General features: G+C 59.1%; 15 protein-coding genes and 1 tRNA gene. 12 read left to right on the forward strand and 4 right to left on the reverse strand.

Annotated features, from left to right (window positions below; genetic code table 11):
* Positions 1-49: 49 nt before the first annotated feature.
* Positions 50-1,240 carry a 5-(carboxyamino)imidazole ribonucleotide synthase gene (locus tag HMPREF2528_RS04105; RefSeq protein ID WP_070542614.1) on the reverse strand — a complete coding sequence of 397 codons (1,191 nt, stop codon included), beginning with the start codon at positions 1,238-1,240 and terminating at the stop codon, positions 50-52.
* Between the two features lie 363 nt (positions 1,241-1,603).
* On the opposite strand from HMPREF2528_RS04105, the gene HMPREF2528_RS04110 reads away from it, so the two are divergent.
* Positions 1,604-2,221, forward strand: a complete 618-nt coding sequence (locus HMPREF2528_RS04110; protein WP_070542618.1) for a GtrA family protein — start codon at positions 1,604-1,606, stop codon at positions 2,219-2,221.
* 180 nt (positions 2,222-2,401) lie between these two features.
* On the opposite strand, the gene HMPREF2528_RS04115 is transcribed toward HMPREF2528_RS04110, so the two are convergent.
* A complete protein-coding gene (locus HMPREF2528_RS04115) occupies positions 2,402-3,202 on the reverse strand; it encodes a TIGR03089 family protein (protein WP_044150721.1) in 801 nt (266 codons plus the stop codon).
* A gap of 694 nt (positions 3,203-3,896) precedes the next feature.
* Between HMPREF2528_RS04115 and HMPREF2528_RS09320 the strand changes: the two genes are divergently transcribed.
* From HMPREF2528_RS09320 to HMPREF2528_RS04130, 3 genes are all read left to right on the forward strand, one after another.
* Positions 3,897-4,313, forward strand: coding sequence for a WhiB family transcriptional regulator (locus tag HMPREF2528_RS09320; protein WP_049346778.1), 417 nt, complete (start codon positions 3,897-3,899; stop codon positions 4,311-4,313).
* 20 nt (positions 4,314-4,333) lie between these two features.
* Positions 4,334-4,555 carry a DUF3499 family protein gene (locus tag HMPREF2528_RS04125; protein ID WP_049362309.1) on the forward strand — a complete coding sequence of 74 codons (222 nt, stop codon included), beginning with the start codon at positions 4,334-4,336 and terminating at the stop codon, positions 4,553-4,555.
* 146 nt (positions 4,556-4,701) lie between these two features.
* On the forward strand, positions 4,702-6,036 hold the full coding sequence (locus tag HMPREF2528_RS04130; protein ID WP_070542621.1) for a DUF1461 domain-containing protein: 1,335 nt from the start codon (positions 4,702-4,704) through the stop codon (positions 6,034-6,036).
* A 167-nt stretch (positions 6,037-6,203) separates the two neighbouring features.
* Here HMPREF2528_RS04130 and HMPREF2528_RS04135 read toward each other — a convergent pair whose 3' ends face one another.
* Positions 6,204-7,850, reverse strand: a complete 1,647-nt coding sequence (locus HMPREF2528_RS04135; protein WP_070542624.1) for a dolichyl-phosphate-mannose--protein mannosyltransferase — start codon at positions 7,848-7,850, stop codon at positions 6,204-6,206.
* 197 nt (positions 7,851-8,047) lie between these two features.
* On the opposite strand from HMPREF2528_RS04135, the gene rsmI reads away from it, so the two are divergent.
* The 6 genes from rsmI to HMPREF2528_RS04165 all read left to right on the forward strand — a co-directional run bounded on the left by rsmI (position 8,048) and on the right by HMPREF2528_RS04165 (position 14,626).
* Positions 8,048-9,013, forward strand: a complete 966-nt coding sequence (gene rsmI / locus HMPREF2528_RS04140; protein WP_070542629.1) for a 16S rRNA (cytidine(1402)-2'-O)-methyltransferase — start codon at positions 8,048-8,050, stop codon at positions 9,011-9,013.
* Positions 9,014-9,050: 37 nt separating this feature from the next.
* On the forward strand, positions 9,051-10,124 hold the full coding sequence (locus HMPREF2528_RS04145; protein ID WP_070542632.1) for a TatD family hydrolase: 1,074 nt from the start codon (positions 9,051-9,053) through the stop codon (positions 10,122-10,124).
* A 476-nt stretch (positions 10,125-10,600) separates the two neighbouring features.
* The gene (locus tag HMPREF2528_RS04150) at positions 10,601-11,422 is read left to right on the forward strand and encodes a glycosyltransferase family 25 protein (protein ID WP_044150717.1); all 822 of its coding nucleotides are present in this window, start codon (positions 10,601-10,603) and stop codon (positions 11,420-11,422) included.
* A gap of 385 nt (positions 11,423-11,807) precedes the next feature.
* A complete protein-coding gene (locus HMPREF2528_RS04155; protein ID WP_070507852.1) occupies positions 11,808-12,629 on the forward strand; it encodes a glycosyltransferase family 25 protein in 822 nt (273 codons plus the stop codon).
* Positions 12,630-12,674: 45 nt separating this feature from the next.
* A complete protein-coding gene (rsmA, locus tag HMPREF2528_RS04160) occupies positions 12,675-13,547 on the forward strand; it encodes a 16S rRNA (adenine(1518)-N(6)/adenine(1519)-N(6))-dimethyltransferase RsmA (RefSeq protein ID WP_012904036.1) in 873 nt (290 codons plus the stop codon).
* A gap of 68 nt (positions 13,548-13,615) precedes the next feature.
* On the forward strand, positions 13,616-14,626 hold the full coding sequence (locus tag HMPREF2528_RS04165) for a GHMP family kinase ATP-binding protein (RefSeq protein ID WP_070507851.1): 1,011 nt from the start codon (positions 13,616-13,618) through the stop codon (positions 14,624-14,626).
* Positions 14,627-14,712: 86 nt separating this feature from the next.
* Here HMPREF2528_RS04165 and HMPREF2528_RS04170 read toward each other — a convergent pair whose 3' ends face one another.
* On the reverse strand, positions 14,713-16,542 hold the full coding sequence (locus HMPREF2528_RS04170; RefSeq protein WP_070507848.1) for an ABC-F family ATP-binding cassette domain-containing protein: 1,830 nt from the start codon (positions 16,540-16,542) through the stop codon (positions 14,713-14,715).
* A 235-nt stretch (positions 16,543-16,777) separates the two neighbouring features.
* Here HMPREF2528_RS04170 and HMPREF2528_RS04175 point away from each other — a divergent pair.
* Positions 16,778-16,848: transfer RNA gene (locus tag HMPREF2528_RS04175), tRNA-Gln, on the forward strand.
* 88 nt (positions 16,849-16,936) lie between these two features.
* The gene (glmU, locus tag HMPREF2528_RS04180; protein WP_070507846.1) at positions 16,937-18,391 is read left to right on the forward strand and encodes a bifunctional UDP-N-acetylglucosamine diphosphorylase/glucosamine-1-phosphate N-acetyltransferase GlmU; all 1,455 of its coding nucleotides are present in this window, start codon (positions 16,937-16,939) and stop codon (positions 18,389-18,391) included.
* Positions 18,392-18,408: the final 17 nt, after the last annotated feature.

Raw genomic sequence — 18,408 nt, forward strand, 5'->3', positions numbered from 1 at the left:
ATCCGGATACGCAGGATGCTCTCACCCCACGCACCGGCTAAAACAGGGGCTATAGGGGGCGGCCGTCACGCAAAATGGAGGCGGCATTCGCGGCGCTATGACGCAGCGCCTCAAGCTCAGCCACCGTGCCGGTAATGTTCACGTGACCAATCTTGCGGCCCGGGCGGGTTTCCTTGCCGTAGAAGTGAATCTTTGCGCGCGGTTCAGCCGAAAGCGCCAGCGGATAGACGCCAAAGATATCTTCGTTCTCACCGCCCAGGTAGTTCTTCATCACGGCAACACCCTCCAACACGGAGGTATCACCCAGCGGAAGGTCAAGTACCGCACGCAGGTGCTGCTCGAACTGGCTGGTCACCGAGCCGTCCTGAGTCCAGTGGCCAGTATTGTGCGGGCGCATCGCCAGCTCGTTGATGTAGAAGCCGGCGGGGGAGCCGGGCACCTCGAAAAGCTCAGCCGCCATTACACCGGTCACGCCCAGCTCGGAGGCAATGGTCACAGCAGCGGCTGCGGCAGCCTCAGCGATCTCGGGGGCCAGGTTCTGCGCGGGGGCAATAACCTCGTCGCAGATAGAGTTCACCTGGATGGTCTCAACGACCGGCCAGGGGCGCACCTCGCCGCTCTCACGGCGAGCCACTAGAGCGGAGAGCTCACGGGTGAAGGGCACTTTCTCCTCGGCAAGCAGGGCGGAGAAATCGGTGCGGGAAGGCAGCTGCTCGAACCACGCAGTACTGCGCTCGCGAGCCTCCTCGGGGGAATCCAGAACGAGTACGCCCTTGCCGTCGTAACCGCCGCGCGGGGTTTTCAGCACTACGGGCCAGCCGATTTCATCGCCGAAGGCGAGCAGCTCGTCCAGGGTAGAAACCTTAGCCCAGCGGGGGTTCGGCAGGCCCAGATGCTCAATAGCGGCGCGCATCAGGAGCTTGTCCTGAGCGTACTGGAGAGCTTCGGGACGGGGCTGAACATTCACACCCTCCGCCATGAGGGTGCGCAGAAATTCAGTGGGCACGTGCTCATGATCGAAAGTGATGACATCCTTGCCGCGAGCAAATTCGCGGAGGGTGTCCAGATCTTTGTAGTCCCCGACGGGAGCGGTACGTACCGCTGCCACGGCGCCAACGGTGGGCGCCTCCGCGAGAATCTGCAGGTTCAGGCCAAGGTTAGTTGCTGCGGGAGCCATCATGCGGGCCAGCTGGCCGCCGCCGATGACACCAATTACGGGTCCAGTCACAGGGTAAGTCACATCACCTAAGTGTACCGGGTTCGGAGTGCTTATGGGAGCAAGACCACATGAAGGTCGCAGAATGGGTTCAACTGGGCTTCAGAGCCCAATATTTGGGCGTGAATACCGGAAGAAATCGTAAAAACCTGCCTTCTGCGCGGTCAGGCAGAGACGAAACTATCAGCGCATGATGAAAAGAGTCACCCGGTAGCTGAGAGGTCTATGGAAAAACTCCCAAAGGGACAAACAACGTACCGGGACTGTACTAACATATAAGAGCTTGTAAAAGAGACCGAAGCGCCACGCAGTGACAACGTAACCAACGCTCACCGTCGCAGCATCGGCACCTTTTTCTCCGATAAAACCCCGCTAGATAGGCCCCGCATGAGCGCACAGACGAAACCGACCATTACCGAACGCCTGAAATCCCTCTGGGACAGCTACGGTATTGAGGTTCTCAAATTCGGTACCGTGGGCGGCGCCGCCTTCATCGTCAACTCTGTGACGGTGTGGGTGCTGATGATGACCATCATGTCGGAGTCCCACACCAAGGCGAAGGTTGTAGCGAGTGTTGTCGCAACCATCTTCTCCTGGCTCATGAACCGCCTGTGGACCTTCCGCGACTCCCGCTCCGAAAACTGGAAGCGCGAAGCTATCGAGTTCGGTCTGGTGAACCTGCTCGGTATTCTCGTCGAAGCCGGCTGTGTGGCATTCAGTACCTACGTGCTGAACCTGCGTACCCCCGAGGCGTCCTTCATCTCCGGTACGATTATCGGTACCATTCTGGGCACCATTCTTCGCTACTTCCTCTACCGCTTCTGGGTGTACGGATCGCACCGCAAGCAGGTTGAAAAGGGCGAAGGTACCGACCACGAGGAACTCGGCCGCATGTTTGATAAGGCCGCCGCTATTCTCGACGGCGAAGAACCCACCAAGCAGAAGGCACGCTCTGAGGCGGCTGCATCCGAGGCACAGTCGAAGCCCGGCTCGCAGAACTCCTAAGCTCCTCGGATTGTAGAAGCAGCATAGTTAGAACGTGATATAACGATTCATCCCCCGATACGAACGGTATCGGGGGATGAATCATTTAAACCCCTATGTGCTTGTTGGTGCTGTGTCTGTTGGTACCCTGCGCGGTCGTTAGCCTTCCGCGCGATTTTTCGGGCAACAGGGGAAGGCGCATTATGCGCGGGGAATCTCCACCGCACGCTCAGCAACCATCAGAGAGGCCAGCTGTCCATCCTGCCAGTTGACGCTCGGGTCAGCCACAAACACCGCATGCCCCGAAGCCAAAATAGCTAGCACCTCCAGCAGAGCGCTCAGGGTCGCCTCCGAAGCATCAAAACCGTAGTCGGGGCTCAACTCCAGTGCGAGCGCCCGCTGCCCCGAAGGTAGCGTGTACCCCGCCGTGCGATAGGTCTGTGCCTGCGCAAGAACCTGCTCGTAGGCTTCCGCATAGCTGAAACCCTCAATAATTTCTGCCGAATCATCGGGAAGTAGACCCGAGTACTGGTCGCCAAAGCTGCGCACCAGAGCGCAGTAATCGAGTACCTCCTCGGCGTGCGGAGCCAGTGCCTGCAGATCGCCGGTGTAGGAAAGAGCCAGCGGCGCACGGTCAACCGCCAGAAGGTACGCGGGGTCATTCGTGTAGCCCGCCTCCTGCTCGGTGCAGACCACGGCAACCAGCGGCTCGTCCTGATCGAGGATCGCGCCCACGCGCAGAGCCGCCAGACCCAGAACAATAGTGCGCCAGTGCAGGGGAGCCTGCAGATCAAAACCTTCATCGGGCGCCAGTTCGCATTCTTCAACCAACAGGTTTGCGCTCTTGTCTACCCAGTTCATGAGGACCCTGCCGGAGAGCTCAATACGCTCGCCTGCCGCCGAATACCAGATGAGGGCGGGAGTTTGTTGAGTGCTGAGTTTCTCGAAGAAACGGTTCAGAGTCGTGGGCGCGGACGCGCCGGTGGGGGAGAGAGTAACCATGGGTTTCACTCTACCTCACGGTTCAGAAGGAGCGGAGGCGCAGGGACAATTCCGGGAGCGGAGAGGAGGGGAGGGCCGATTGCCGGGCTAGAAAAGTACAGAAGTAAAGTAAAAACTTCTGATGGTGCTTGAAAAAACCTAATGATGAAAAACCTTTGCACTAACTAAGGTCCTATTTTGAAATAGGGCATGCAGATAAATTGGGAATATAAATGTTTCGCAATAAGCCTGGAAAAATATGCAGAACATGGATGTCAAAAAGATAAACTTTTCTTTTCGAATTTCCTGAAAATTTCTGGGAGTGGGGTTTGGGAGATTCCTGCAGGGGGTTGCACCGCCGACTTCCCTTATATTTGCGGTCAAGATGCGGAATTTGCATTCGGCGGCAAGTGGTCCTGAAAGGGGAAATTTGAGGCTGGCTCAAGATGTGACCAGGGGCAAGTGAAGGGGTGAAAAATATATAAAGGTCAAATTCACATTAAATATGACGCCTGTAACACATACATCTAAACATTGATTAAGTCTAGTTTGACGAAACGGCGTGTCGCACGTCTAATAGATATATAAGCGTGTTTGCTCTGGAAGGGACCGTAGAGGCCAGAGCAAACCATGCCACACCATACACACGAAGATTCCGTCCACGACGGATCCGCAGACTCATTAAGTTCACAATGAGAATACGGAAGGAAAACCCATGGGCTCCTACATTGCATCCGACCGCTCTGTCGCGGCCGCGCGCGCATCAGGCGCTCAGCGCCGTAGCATGAATCCCACTCAGCCCCTCGAAAAAGCCGCCGACGCCTTTCTCACAGAAGCAGAACGAAACATGCCTGCCTGCACCGACGTATGGACCGCCGCGGCAGGACTCTACGGAACCGAAGGCGAAGACGGAGAACTCGCCTGGCAAGCTGAAGCGCTTTGCGCCCAAACCGACCCCGAGGCCTTCTTCCCCGAGAAGGGCGGCTCCACCCGAGACGCCAAAAGGGTATGCGGTGTATGCCCCGTGCGCGAAGAATGTCTACAATATGCAATGGACAATGACGAGCGCTTCGGAATTTGGGGCGGGCTGTCAGAACGTGAACGCCGCCGACTGCGTAAGCAGGCGAACTAAGCCAGGAAGGTACCACCCACATGCAGACCGCACGACTGTGCTCCCGCCAGACCTGCCAGCGAGAGGCGACTGTTACTCTCCACTACTCCTACGCAGACTCCACGGCACTTATCGACGCACTCTCAGAATTTCGCGAACCCCACGCCTACGACCTCTGCGACCATCACGCTGCACGGCTGACGGCACCCCAGGGTTGGCGAGTGGTCTACAAGGTACCCGTTCAGGACACCACCGAATCCTAGAATTCAAAACTAAGAATTAAACACCCGAATGCAAAGAACCTTCCGCGAATTCATGCGGAAGGTTCTTTGCATATGAGAAACTGGCAGATAGTACAGATACCCGCAACTCACTCAAACACCGATCACTCGAAAAGAACGCGAGATCCATGAGCAAAGAAACACACCGAGGAATGTGGGGCGCACTGCGCCCGGCCATCCGTCGAAATAGCGCCGAAGAACTCCTCAAAGCTCGCCGAGCAGAGACCGTGACCAGCGAACCGGCACCGCGCACCGGAGCCTTCGGACGCATCGTAGCAGACGTACCCACCGTCGCCGAAGAACCCGACCTGCCTACCGGCTCCGTACCCGTTGTCCCCGCACGCAGCAAACTCCGCGAACAGGGTGTCGGCACCCGCGTGCGCACCCGCACCAACGTCTCCACCGGCTTCGTGCCCCTCGTGCGTGACTCGCAGAGCACCCCCAAAAATCCGACCCTCAGCGACCTCAACCGCGAAACCATGCAGAGGGCAGCCGAAGCAGAAGCAGCTGCAGCAGCAGAAGCCGAAAATGCGGCTGAAGCAGAAACCGTCGCTACCGCGGAGGCGGCAAGCGCCTCCACCGCCGGACGCAAGTACCGCACCGAAACCACCCGTACCGGCCACACCCACGCGGTCGCAGACCCCAACGCACCGCTGTCCTCCCTGGCTGCCTCGCCCGAAGCTGCAGAACGCGCCGCAGCCCGCGAAGACGCCGTGGAAGACACCCCGCGCTTCCTCAAGCTCCGCGCAACCCTCATCGCGCTCACCGTACCGCTGACCGTACTCATGATTGCAATCCGCGCTGTAGCCTCCGCGCCCTTCCTCTGGCTCGAATATCACCGCCCCGGATTCCCCGAAGACAGCTACGGCTACTACCTCGTCGAGAGGATGCGCCTGGGCTCCTACGGCGTGGACTACATCAACAACTTCGCGCCGCGAGAATACCTCGCCCGCGTCACCACCGGTGCCGACAACACCCTCGCCTTCACCGAAGCAGAAGTGAACCACATGCACGACGTGAAGTGGGTACTGCTCATCGCCACCGTAGCCGTTGCCGCGCTCTTCCTGCTGACGCTCTTTAGCAGCATCTCCCTGCGCGAGCGCGCCCCCGGAACCATCCGCCGCAGCCTCTTCTGTGGCGCATGGATTACCCTGGGACTCATCGCAGTGCTCGGCGTTGTGGGCGTCTTCGGTTGGGAGTGGCTGTTCACCACCTTCCACCAGGTGTTCTTCCCGCAGGGCAACTGGGAATTCTCCGTACGAAGCTCCCTGATTCGCCTCTACCCGCCGCAATTCTGGATCGACGCGGCAATCGCCGTAGCGGTCCTCGTAGCAGCGCAGATTACGCTCCTGCTCGTGACCACCTGGCCCACCAAATACCGCAAGCTTAAGGCAGAACGCCGCCGCCAGGAACGCCAGGAACTGCGCGTCAAGCTCGCCTCCGCACGCGTCAGCGACAACTAACACACGCGTCGGCGACAACTAAAAATCATCAGCCACTTCACCGCGCAAGCCAGCGCGGAAAGGGCACCCAAAGGGGGCTGGGCTCTACCACACGGTAGAACCCAGCCCCCTTTGCTATACCTAAGCTCGCATCGCTCGAACCTAAAAACCGAGCCTAAAACTCAAGCCTAAATCCAGGACTTAAACCACATATGCGAATACCACTGCTCATACGGAATCACCTGAGCAGTCCACAGCGGCATAAAGTACGCACTCAACATCAGCACACCCACCAGGTAAATCGCCACCAGCGTCACGCCCAAACGGGCACGCAACACCGAACCACGAGCACCCGACAGCGCCAGACCCAAAACACCCGCCAACAGCAGGATCAGGAACGGCTCAAAGGACAGGGCGTAGAAGTAGAACATCGTGCGAGTCGGGTACATAAACCACGGGAAATAGCCCGCACCGAACACAACCAGCAGCGCGCCAAAACGCCAATCCCGCTTCAGCAGCAGAACCAGAAGCGCCACAATAATCGCCGGAATAAAAGCCCACCAAATCGCCGGGTTACCGATATTCAAAATAGCCTCGGAACAGGACTTCACGGTACAACCCGAAGAACCCAGCTTCGGCGACTCATAGTAGTACGAGGTCGGGCGACCCAAAACCAGCCACTGCCACGCCTGCGAAGAATACGTATGCGGGCTGCTCAAACCAGAATGGAACTTAAACGCCGAGACATGGTACTCCCACAGGGAACGCAAATCCTCAGGAAGCCACATGACACCCTTGCCCGGGTTCTCAACCGCCCAGCGGCGGAAATACGCATTCGACGACTGGAACCAGCCCGCCCAGGTGCTCAGATATACCAGCAGACCCACACCAATCATCTGGAAGAACGCGGGGATGCCGTCACGCACCAGCGCCGTCAAACCCCACTTGTTCAGACCCACAATACGGCGAGCATTAATATCCCAGAACACCGTCAGCAGACCCATAGCCGCAATGAAGAACAACGAATTCCACTTCACGCCCACCGCGGCACCGGCACACACACCGGCCGCGAAACGCCACAGGCGCAGACCCATGCTTGGGCCCCACGGCATCGGCGGAAGCACACCGCTATTCTGGCGTGCCGCCTCCGCAATATTGCGCGCCAACACGCGCCGCGCCTGAATACGGTCAAGCACCAGACACACAAAAGTCGCCAAAATCCAGAACATCTGGAAAATATCCAGCAGAGCCAGGCGAGACTCCACCAGCATCAGGCCATCCACCGCAGCCAGCAGAGCCGCAATAGTCGCCACCGTCATCGAACGGAACAGCAGCCAGCCAGCATACGCAATCAACGCCACCGACAGGGTGCCAATCACCGCAGCAGAAACACGCCAACCAAAGGGATTATTATCACCAAAAATTGCCATGCCCGCGGCAATCATCCACTTACCCAACGGCGGATGCACCACATACTCCGGCGAATCCGTCAACAGACCCGACGGGTGACCCGCCGCAAAGGAAGCATTAGCGTCCTTCGACCAGCTCAACTCATAGCCATAATGCACATACGAGTAGGCGTCCTTGGCGTAGTAGGTCTCATCAAAAACAATGGCATTCGGATGCGCCAAATTATAAAAACGCAGAATGCCGGCAACCAGCACAATCAATGCAGGCGCCAACCAACCCCAACGCGGGGCACGAATATAGGCAACAGCGAGCGCATCCAGCAGAGAATCGAGGCTGTAACGACCGCGTTCAGACGAAGAACGGGCCGAATCAGCCTGACCAGCTGGAGCGGCAGATGCGGGAGAAAGTAGCTTAGGTATCTTCACCCCATCAATCCTAAAGGGTCAGAACGCACGATGCACCATTTCAGCCCGTGAACAGCATATATGACGCGCTCGGAGCCCCACCCGCACTAGCTACTTCTATCGGCGGGCTCACCCGGTAAGCCCACCCGGCACCGGATTGAGCGCGGGCGTTACACTTAGTGGGTACACGAAGACCAGACACAGACATGAGGCCTGCCATGACCGCACCCGCAGAATACACCGAAGAAACCGCCGCCCCCTCAGAAACCACAGCCCCCTCAGAAACGGTCAAGGCACTCGAGATTGACACTGCTGACACCGCAGACACCGCCGTCACCGCCGAAGAAGGCGGCGTGCTCATCCTCGGCGGCACCCCCATCGGCAACCTCGCTGACGCCTCCGACCGACTGCGCTCAGCCCTCGCCACCGCAGACCTCATCGCCGTCGAAGACACCCGCAAGCTACGAACCCTCGCCTCCGGGCTTGGTGTGCGCACCCGCGGCCGCATCATCGTCAACCACGACCACAACGAAGCCGAACGTAGCGAAACCATCGTGCAGGCGGTACAGGACGGTCAGCGTGTGCTGCTGCTCTCGGACGCGGGCATGCCCACCATCTCCGACCCCGGCTACGTTGCCGCCGCAGCCGTCGCGGAAGCCGACCTGCCCGTCACCGTGGTGCCCGGCCCCTCCGCCGCGTTGACCGCGCTCGCGCTCTCCGGCCTGCCCACCGGACGATTTACCTTTGAGGGTTTCCTCGCCCGCAAGGGCTCCGAGCGTTCGCGCCGCCTCGCCTCGCTGGCGGGGGAGGAGCGCACCATGATTTTCTACGAATCCCCGCACCGTACCGCCGCAACCCTGGCAGACTTCGTGCAGATCTTCGGCGCTGACCGCCGCGGAACGGTCAGCCGTGAGCTAACTAAGCTTCACGAAGAGGTTCGACGCGGTACCCTGGCTGAGCTTGCAGAATGGGCTGAGTCTGAACGCGTCCGAGGCGAAATCGTCATTATTGTCGAGGGTGCGCAAGCCCCAGAAACCCCCGAAGCGCAGGACGTAGTGAAGCTGGTCCTCGACCGCGTGGCTGGCGGCGAGCGCCTCAAGAGCGCCTGCGCCGCGGTTGCCGCTGAGACCGGCACCTCCAAGCGTGACCTGTACGAGGCAGCCCTGGCTGCCCGCTCCGAATAACCCAAAACACCCGCAGTTTTACCCCGAGGATTTATCAATGTGTCAGAGCCACCCCGGTCCTGAAATCACCCAGGAGTACCTGAACTCCCTCGCCGCCCTGGCGAACTACACCCTGCCCACCCCCGCGGCACTCCAGGCAACCGCCCTGCCTAACGGCTGGGAGCCGGTGCCCGGTGAAGTACCCGCACCCTATAAGGCGGAACTCTACACCGGCATCAGTGACGCCGAAGGCGGAGAGGGAACCCGCCGCCGCTCCACCACCGGCGAGAACGGCCGCAGTCGCAACCTGGTCTTCCCGCCCGCCCCCGAGCCGTTGCCGTACCCGATTGTGGACAACCACACCCACATGGACCTGCTCGACGGCGAAGTAGAAATCAGCGCCCGCGACGCACTCGACGCCGGTGAGAAGCTCGGCATCGGCGCCATCGTGCAGGTCGGATACGATATCCCCTCCTCCCTGTACGCGGTCGCCGCCGCGCAGGCTGATGAGCGTGTCCTCGCCGCCATCGCGATTCACCCCAATACCGCCCCCGAGCTGGCTACAGCCGGTCAGCTGGAGGCGGCGCTAGCCACCCTCGACGAGCTCGCCACCGCCGACCGTGTACGCGCTATTGGTGAGACCGGCCTGGACTATTTCCGCACCGGCGAGGAGGGTAAGGAAGCACAGCACTACAGCTTCCGCGAGCATATTCGCATTGCGAAGAAGCACAACCTGGCGTTGCAGATTCATGACCGTGACGCGCACGAGGATGTTGTGCGCATCCTGGATGAAGAGGGCGCACCGGAACGTACCGTGTTCCACTGCTACTCGGGCGGCCCGGAGCTTGCCGAAATCTGCAATGAGCGCGGCTGGTACATGAGCTTTGCCGGCACGGTGACTTTCAAGAACTCGAAGGGTATTCAGGAGTCGTTGGTGATGGCTCGTCCGGAGCTGATTCTGGCTGAGACGGATGCGCCGTTCTTGACCCCGCATCCGTTCCGTGGCCGCCCGAATGCGTCCTACATGACGAACTACACGGTGCGGTTCATGGCGGCTCATCGCGGTGAGGAGCTGGAGGCGCTCTGCCGCCGTATCCGTGAGAATTCGGAGCGCGTTTACGGTCAGTGGTAGGCGCGTACAGCCTGTAGCGGAGAGCTACTCTGGATCGCCTGCGTATTGCCTTGGCTCCAAAGATGCGTTTGGCGAATGCAAAGAACGCCCTGGACGCCACCATTGATGAGGTGAAGCAGCGTCTGGGCAAGGCGAAATAAGTAAGCCTCTTTGAGAAAGCCTTTCTTTGTCATATATGTATGGCGGGGAGAGGCTTTTTTGTAGCTATTTTCAGCTCTAGTGCGTGAGGTAGCATGTAACGTGCGAGACATAACAGGGGGCCGTACGCCAATTGTTGGGTACTATCATTCAATTGAATGATAGTGTATTTTTATACATACGATTCATCACTCACTGACTGGGCGACTTGTTATCGTGCGCGCATATTTTCTGCGCGCTTTGCGTTTGTCGTTGCCAAGTCAATACTCGGCACTCATGCGTGGCTTCTGTCGTTTCAGATAAAGACTGTATGGGCGTGCCACAGCAAAGGGAAAACCATGGCAAAAATCCTGAAATACGTTCTGGGACTGGACGACGCGAACCGTTTTGATTCTTTCTTCTCGGTGGGGGCACCCGCTCAAGATTTTCAGCGTTATTCTGCGGTGGATAACCGCGATGATCACGTCACTGATGCGCAATTCGATAGCAAGCAGTTCTTGGCTCGTTACGGTAAAGAGCCGAGGCCTGCCGAGAAGGGTTGCGCTTTGAGCCACTACCACATGTGGAAGGACTTCCTCGCTTCAGATGCCGACTGGGCTTTGTTTGCTGAGGACGATGTCCTCATTTCCCCTGACCTGCAACCTGTAGTGGATAGGATTATCGAAAAGTATCCTCACGTGCAGATGGTTAACCTGGGCGATATCTACGCTTCTGAAGCTGGCAAGCTCACCCCGCAGGTTGATTACCCTCGTCTTTCGTTGCTTTCTCCTTTTGTGTACGGCAAGTACCGTATGGGTAATGCCTATGGTTCAAAGCCTCTGTATGGTGCTGCCCTGTATCTTCTTTCGCGTTCTGGGGCTGAACGACTCGTGGAATGTTATGGAGAGACGGTTCCTGGCGTTGTTGCCGATGATTATTCCCTCTATCGAGAATGGGGGGTAGACGTATATTTGGTGCAACCCGGTCTATGCGGTTGGGAAGGTACTAGCCTCATTCAAACTTCTGGCGTTCGTCACTTGGAAAGCCTCAAGAGCACGCAGCATGGCACTGGTTTTCTCGATCGGTTGCGCATCGCCCTGGCGCCGAAGAAGCGTATTGCGAACGCGAAGAATATTCTGGAAGCCACCATTGATGATGTGAAGCAGCGCCTGGGACGATAACCCAGAGACGGATTGGGCTACTGTCATCACATAAAAATCTAAATATGTGGGTCTTCTGCCTGTCCAGTATCCCCTCCCTATTGTGTATATCCGGTAGGGAGGGGATTTTTGCTGTGCACCAGTACGACGCGTGCCACATCGCGTTTTAACCTGAGGAGACCTGAGATTGGCGCATGGTGAATGATAGAATTCTTTTTACGTTGCACTGCGGTGTGCGTATTTATCACACGCTCAATATTTCAGACTCCCTGCCGTTTACGCACTGATTTTTAAGATTGATGAACCCCTCTGTTGTGCAGGTGGTCTGAAGTTCTGAAAACTCATCATTAACCGACGCGATCTTCTACTGCTTAGGTCTTCTGGATGAGCTATTGAAGGGAAAAACATGGCAAAGATTCTGAAGTATGTTCTGGGCCTGGATGGCGCGAACCGTTTTGACTCGTTCTATTCGGTGGGCGCACCCGCGCAGGATTTTGTCCGTTATTCTGCGGTGGATAACCGCGATAATCACGTCACTGATGAAGAATTTGACGTTGAGTTTTTCCGTAGCCGCTGGCATCGCGACCCGAGCCCCGCGGAGAAGGGTTGCATGCTTAGCCACGTGAAGATGTGGCGTGACTTTGTTGCGAGCGACGCCGACTGGGCACTGATTGCTGAAGACGACATTCTTCTTTCTCCGGATGCTGAGGCGGTGGTGAACGCAATCATCACGAAGTACCCGCAGGTGCAGCTGGTGAACCTCAGCGATTCTTTTGCGAATGATGCCGGCAAGCTGAACCCGCAGGTGGAATACATCCGCCTGTCTCTGCTGTCTCCTTTTGTACACGGTAAGTACCGTATGGGTAAGCCGTACGGTACTTGGCCCCTGATTTGCACCGGTCTGTACCTGATTTCCCGTTCGGGTGCTGAGCTGCTGCTCAAGCAGTTTGAAGACAAGGTGCCGGGTACTGTGGCTGATGATTACAAGCTGTACCAGCAGTGGGGTGTGGATGTGCGTTTTGTGCAGCCGGGCCTGTGCGGCTGGGAGGGTAGTAGCGTCATCTTGGAGTCCGGTAAGCGTCATCTGGATAAGGTGAATAGCCTCCAGCACGGTACTGGTCCTCTGGATCGAGTGCGTATTGCTTTGGCTCCGAAGAAGCGTATTACGAACGCTAAGAACGTTCTGGAAGCCACTCTTGATGAGGTAAAGCAGCGTTTCTCGCGGTAATCTAAACTGTAACCTCCCCACCATCCATCTATGTGAAGGAACGCTGTGAACGATCTGCCCCTGCTCGGCCCTGCTGAGATTCGCGAGCTTGCCGAGATGCTCGGTATTCGTCCGACGAAGACTCTTGGGCAGAACTTTGTGATTGACCCCAATACGATTCGTCGTATTGTCAATGCGGCAGAGATTTCACCGGAGGAGACGGTGCTGGAGGTCGGCCCGGGCCTGGGTTCGTTGACCCTCGGCATCCTGGATGCTGCGAAGGATATGGTTGCGGTTGAGATTGACCCGCCGCTGGCGCAGCAGCTTCCGCACACGATTGAGAAGTTCCGCCCCGAGAAGGCGGACGATATTGACGTGGTGCTTATGGACGCTCTGAAGGTCACCGAGCTGCCTCGCACTCCGGATGCTCTGGTGGCGAACCTGCCCTATAACGTGGCGGTTCCGGTGCTTCTGCACCTGTTTGCGCAGTTCCCGAGTATCCGTCACGCCCTGGTGATGGTTCAGGACGAGGTTGCCGACCGTCTTTCGGCGACCCCGGGCTCGAAGATCTACGGTGTGCCCTCGGTGAAGGCTAATTGGTATGCCGAGGTGTATAAGGCGGGCGTGATTGGCAAGAACGTGTTCTGGCCTGCACCGAAGATTAACTCTGGTCTGGTGGGTTTCCGTATGCGCGAGGAGCCTCTCTCGACCGTTGACCGCGACCTGGTGTTTACGATTGTGGACGCCGCTTTCGCTCAGCGCCGTAAGACTCTGCGCGCTGCGTTGAGCTCCTGGGCGGGCTCCGGAGCGCGCGCGGAGCAGATTTTGGTGGCTGCCGGTATCGCTCCGACGGAGCGCGGCGAGAAGCTGGATATTCACGGTTTTATCCGCATTGCGGAGGCTTCGCTGACTGTCCCGGCTGAGCCTGTAGTGGAATAGCTTCTTCCCGCTCTAAATTTTTCACTGACGTTCTCACGCGAGTTCCCTCGCGAAAGGTTTATGCGCTGATGAGTACCGCCTCCCAGACCGCTATTTCGGTTGATGCTCCCGGCAAGGTCAATCTGTACCTTGCCGTGGGGGATGTTCGTCCGGACGGCTACCACCCGTTGACTACGCTTTTTGCGGCGGTCTCTTTGACGGAGACCATCACGGTCTCTGAGGGGCAGGCACCGGGGCTGAGCTTGAGCATGGATATTGTGCCCGGCTCCCTGGTAGATCAGCAGATGCAGGCGGGGCAGTTCGACCCTGCCGCTGTGCCAATGGATGAGCGGAATCTTGTGTACCATGCCGCTGCGCTGATTCTTGCGGAGCACGGCATCGAATCTGTCCCGGCGCTGCACCTGCATATTGCGAAGGCTGTGCCCGTGGCTGGCGGTATGGCTGGCGGCTCAGCGGACGCGGCTGCTGCCCTCATTGCTACGGACCGCTACCTGCACGCAACCGGCCGCACCGGTGCGCTCCTGACCCAGACGGATTATGAACGTCTTGCCGCGCAACTGGGCGCCGATATTCCCTTTAGCGTGCGTGCCGCGCTCGGGCAGACCCTCGCACTGGGGCAGGGGACCGGTACCGAGCTGCAGAATATTGCGGCGCCTCGGGAACCTCTGCACCTGGTGATTGTTGCCGCGCAGTTTGGCCTCTCCACCCCCAGCGTATTCAAGCAGCTGGACGCGGGCCGCGCCTCGGGGCTGTACCCTGCCTCAGGCAAGCTGGTGGAACCCGTAGAGCTTCTGAGCACCCTGAATTCTTATGATGGTTCGGAGGCGGCGCTCGCCTCCTTGGCACCGCTGCTACGTAACGACCTGCAGGCTCCCGCGCTTTCGTGCGCCCCGCAGCTGGAACAGACCCTGAACCTGCGCGAGAGTGAGGGCGTGTACGCCTCCCTGGTGTCCGGTTCCGGTCCGACGGTGCTTCTGCTGGTTTCTTCGCAGGCTCGGGCGGAGGCTCTTGCCTCCACTCTTCGCGCTGCGGGCAACCACGCTGTGAGCGCGGTTAGTGCGATTCTGAATCACCCTTAGTTGCCGCTGTAGCTGAGCGCTGAATATATGAAGAATGCCGGTTCTAGATTGAATCTAGAACCGGCATTCTTCTATGTCTATAGACCTTAGCCCAGCAGCTCGGAGAGCTCGAGCCAGCGCATTTCTAGCTCGTCAATCTCATCCTGAAGTGTCTGCTGCTGCTCGCCGAGTGCCGCTAAACCGGCGTAGTCGGAGGCGTCGTGCGCGCTCATCTGCTCGGAGAGCTTCTCCTGTTCTGCAGCGAGCTTGGCGAGGCGGCGTTCAATCGCACCGGATTCCTTCTGCGCCGCACGCAGCTCGGCACCGGAGACCTTCGGGGTATCCGGCTCAGCAGAAGCCTGCGCCGAGGAGGCGGCACGCGCCTGCACGCTACCGGCGGCAGAACCGCCAGCACCTGCCGCCGAGAGTGCCAGGTACTCGTCCACACCGCCGGGCAGATGGCGGAACGAACCGTCAATCACGGCGTACTGCTGATCGGTGACGCGTTCCATGAGGTAACGGTCGTGGCTGACCACCAGCAGGGTACCCGGCCAGGTGTCCAGCAGATCTTCCATCGCGGCGAGCATATCGGTGTCCAGGTCGTTGGAGGGCTCGTCGAGAATCAGCACGTTCGGCTCATCCAGCAGAATCAGCATGAGCTGCAGGCGACGCTTCTGACCACCCGAAAGGTCCTTGACCGGGGTAGACAGCTGCGCGCTCGTAAAGCCCAGACGCTCCAGCATCTGCGAAGGGGATAGCTCCTTACCATCGGCAATGTAGCTACGCTTCTTACGGCCAATCACATCCGAGACGCGGTCGTTAGCAACCTCGTTGAGCTCATCGAGTTGCTGGGTCAGGGTCGCAATCTTCACGGTCTTACCGTGCTTGACCCGGCCCTCAGTCGGCTTCAGGTCGCCCGTCACCAGGGAGAGTAGGGTGGACTTACCCGCGCCGTTCACGCCCAGGATGCCGGTGCGCTCGCCGGGGGCAATACGCCAGGTAACCTTCTTCAGCACCGGGCGCTTGCCGCCGGGCAACGAGGGGTCGTCGTAGACGACGGAAACGTTTTCAAGGTCGACCACGTCCTTGCCGAGGCGGGAAACCGCCATCTTCTTCAGCTCCACGGTGTCACGCACAGGCGGAACGTCCGCAATGAGGGCGTTGGCGGCATCAATGCGGAACTTCGGCTTGGAGGTACGTGCGGGCGCACCGCGGCGCAACCAGGCGAGCTCCTTGCGCATGAGGTTCTGGCGCTTCGCCTCCGCAGCGGCCGCCTGACGGTCACGTTCCACGCGCTGCAGGATGTACGCCGCGTAGCCGCCCTCGAAGGGCTCGACGATGCGGTCGTGCACTTCCCAGGTGTCGGTACAGATTTCGTCGAGGAACCAGCGGTCGTGGGTGACGACCATGAGTCCGCCCGCGTTCTTGGACCAGCGGGACTTCAGGTGGTTAGCGAGCCAGGTGATGGCTTCAACGTCCAGGTGGTTGGTGGGCTCGTCGAGCATCAGCACGTCCCACTCCTGCGCGAGCAGGGATGCGAGCGCTACGCGTCGGCGCTGACCGCCAGAGAGCGAAGAGACGGGTGCATCCCAGGGCAGATCGGAGACCAGGCCCGAGATGACATCGCGGATACGGGACTGCGAGGCCCACTCGTATTCGGGGGTGTCGCCCACAATCGCGTAGCCGACCGTGTGGTCGTCATCGAGTACGTCGGACTGGTCGAGGTAGCCGATGCGGGTGCCGCCGCGCACGGTAACGCGGCCGGAGTCCGGTTCGAGCCGGCCGGCAAGGATCTTCATGAGGGTGGACTTGCCGTCGCCGTTGCGACCGACAATGCCTATGCGGTCGCCTTCGTTCAGGCCGACCGTGATGCCTTCAAAGATGGTTCGGGTAGGGAATTCGAGGTGCAGCGATTCGCCGCCAAGTAGATGTGCCACGCCTTCTAGGGTACAGGGTGAGTGTTCAGTTCAAGTAGCGCTCCAAGCTTTGATGAGGGGCTACTTGGCGGTGCTGAGAAAAGCTGTGGGGATTGCGGGGCGCGCGGCTAAGTTGAGCACAGATATTTGATAAACTGAGGAAAGCATTTCCTGCATTGCGCTGTTCTGTGCCCAAAATGGCGGTCAATGACGATGAGGACCCGCTAGCGGGGGCTTGTCGTGAATGTAAGGATAATCCGCCATGGTGTAATGGCAGCACAGCGGCCTTTGGAGCCGTTTGTCTAGGTTCGAGTCCTAGTGGCGGAGCGTAAGCACTCAACGGAATCGTTGAATGAGAGTCGGCGGTTCCGCGCTCACCTCTCACTCTTACAACCTCGTATAAGGAGTCTTCTCAGTGAACACTGAACTGGCACCCTCCGCGGTGATTGTTCTCGCCGCCGGCGCTGGCACGCGCATGAAGTCCGCAACCCCCAAGGTCATGCACGGCATTGGTGGTCGATCCATGATTGAGCACGCCGTTGCCGCGGCCCGTGACTTGAACCCTGAACGCCTCGCTGTTGTGGTACGCCACCAGCGCGATAAGGTTGCTGAGCATGTGCTTGCGTTTGACCCTGAGGTAACCATCGTTGATCAGGATGAGATTCCGGGTACTGGTCGTGCGGTTGAGGTCGGTCTGAATGCCTTGGATGCGCAGGCAACCGTCTCCGGCACCGTTCTGGTGACCTACGGCGATGTTCCTCTGCTGCGCCCCGAGACTCTGCGCGAACTGATTGCCTTCCACGAGGAAGACAAGAACTCCGTAACTGTCCTGACCACCCACATTGATGAGCCCGGCTCCTACGGCCGTATCGTGCGTAACCAGGCTGGCGAGGTGACCGCCATCGTCGAGGCGAAGGACGCCTCCCCCGAAGAGCTCGAGATTACCGAGATCAACTCCGGTATCTACGCCTTTGACGCCGACGTGTTGCGCGAAGCCCTGCTTGAGGTGACCACCGATAACGCTCAGGGTGAGAAGTACATTACCGATGTGCTGTCCATCGCCCGTTCGAAGGGCCACCGTACCTCCGCCCTGGCCATTGAGGACCGCTGGGAGGTTGAGGGTGCTAACGACCGTGTGCAGCTGGCTCAGCTGGGCCGCATGCTCAACAACCGCATCCTCGAGGCTCACATGCGTAACGGCGTGACCATCGTCGATCCGCAGAACACCTGGATTGACGTGACCGTGCGCATCGAGAATGACGTGACCCTCCTGCCCGGCGTGCAGCTGCACGGCTCCACCACCGTTGCCACCGGCGCAACCATTGGCCCCGACACCACCCTGACCGATATGACCGTTGAGGCAGACGCTACCGTCATCCGCGCTCACGGCTTCGGCGCCGTGATTGGCGAGGGCGCAACCGTCGGCCCCTTCGCCTACCTGCGCCCCGGTACGACCCTGGGTAAGGGCTCGAAGCTCGGCACCTTCTGCGAGGCCAAGAACTCGCAGATTGGTGACGGTGCGAAGGTTCCGCACCTGTCCTACGTTGGCGACGCCACCATCGGTGAGGGCGCCAACATTGGTGCGGGTTCCATTTTCGCCAACTACAACGGCCTGGTGAAGAACCGTTCTGTTATTGGCGCACATGCCCGCATGGGATCCGCGGGCATCTACGTTGCACCGGTCACCGTGGGTGACGGTGCCTACTCCGGCGCGGGCGCGCTGATCCGCAAGGATGTTCCTGCGGGCGCCCTCGCCTACTCTGAGACTTCCCAGCGCACCATCGAGGGCTGGGTTCTGAAGAACCGTGCCGGTACCGAACCCGCTGAGGCTGCAAAGGCCGCGGGCGCACAGGAACCGGCAGAATCCTAATCCGAGGAAAGAACAAC

Source organism: Rothia sp. HMSC078H08 (genome assembly GCF_001808955.1).
Taxonomy (GTDB): domain Bacteria; phylum Actinomycetota; class Actinomycetes; order Actinomycetales; family Micrococcaceae; genus Rothia.